The sequence below is a fragment of the Candidatus Pelagibacter communis genome (assembly GCF_012932795.1).
Classification (GTDB): Bacteria; Pseudomonadota; Alphaproteobacteria; order Pelagibacterales; family Pelagibacteraceae; genus Pelagibacter; species Pelagibacter ubique_S.
On the sequence record NZ_LANA01000001.1, the window covers coordinates 481,504 to 482,724 of the forward strand.

Sequence of the window (1,221 nt, forward strand, 5' to 3'; positions counted from 1 at the left end):
AGCAGAAGCTCCCAAAGCAGAAGCAGCTCCTAAAGTGGAATCTCCAAAGGAAGAGGTTAAATAGTTGATTTCATGTGGCAAGCTCAGATATTCACACTTTACCCAGATATTTTTCCAGGCCCTTTAAGTAAAGGGCTTTATAGAAAAGCTTTACTAAATAAACTCTGGGATCTAAAAGTTGTGAATATTAGAGATGCAGCAAATGACAAACATAAGACAGTCGACGACACGCCTTTTGGTGGTGGATCAGGTATGTTGTTAAAAGCTGACGTTTTAGCAAGATCAATAGATCAAAATAAAAAAAAAGGTGAAAGAATTTTTTATTTATCTCCTAAAGGAAAAAAATTTGATCAAAAATTAGCACTAGAACTTTCAAAAGAAAAATCAATTAGTTTAATATGTGGTCACTTTGAGGGTGTTGATGAAAGAATATTATCAACGCGAAATATAGAAGAGCTTAGCATTGGAGACTTTATTTTATCAGGAGGTGAAACAGCATCTTTTATTGTAGTAGATAGTATCCTAAGATTATTACCTGGCGTGCTAGGAAATGAGCAGTCAAAAACAGAAGAGAGTTTTGAAAATGGACTTTTAGAGTACCCTCAGTATACAAAACCTCAAATTTGGGAGAAAAATACTGTTCCTGAAGTGTTATTATCAGGCGATCACAACAAAATTAAAGACTGGCGTTTATCACAATCAGAGGCTATAACACGCGTCCGGAGACCAGACTTGTGGAAGAAATATAAGAAAAACTAATTTGATAAAGATTACTATGAAAACAATTGAAGAAATAAACCAATTTAACATTAAACAAATACTAGCTGAAAAGAAAATACCAGAATTTTTTCCGGGTGACGTTGTAAAAGTTGGTGTAAGAATTACAGAAGGTAAAAAAGATAGAATTCAATATTTTGAAGGAGTTTGTATAGCAAGAAAAAATAGAGATTTAAATTCTTCATTCACAGTTAGAAAAATTTCTTTTGGAGAAGGTGTTGAAAGAACATTCCCATTATATGGAACAGTTATTGATACAATAACAGTTATTAGACACGGAAAAGTAAGAAGAGCTAAATTATATTACTTAAGAGATAGAACAGGTAAATCAGCTAGAATTGCAGAAAAGATTAGAAAAAAAATTGGTATTGAAGTTGATATTAAACCAGAAACAGTAACTGAAGAAACTTTAGCACCAGTAGAACCTGAAAAACAACCAGAAGT

At 32.5% G+C, this 1,221-nt stretch carries 2 protein-coding genes; both read left to right on the forward strand.

Annotation, left to right across the window (positions count from 1 at the left end):
* Positions 1–72: 72 nt before the first annotated feature.
* Positions 73–759, forward strand: a complete 687-nt coding sequence (gene trmD / locus VP91_RS02560) for a tRNA (guanosine(37)-N1)-methyltransferase TrmD (protein ID WP_169035873.1) — start codon at positions 73–75, stop codon at positions 757–759.
* Positions 760–775: 16 nt separating this feature from the next.
* Positions 776–1,221 (forward strand): 50S ribosomal protein L19 (rplS, locus tag VP91_RS02565; protein ID WP_169036156.1); only part of this gene is annotated, 446 nt, incomplete at its 3' end.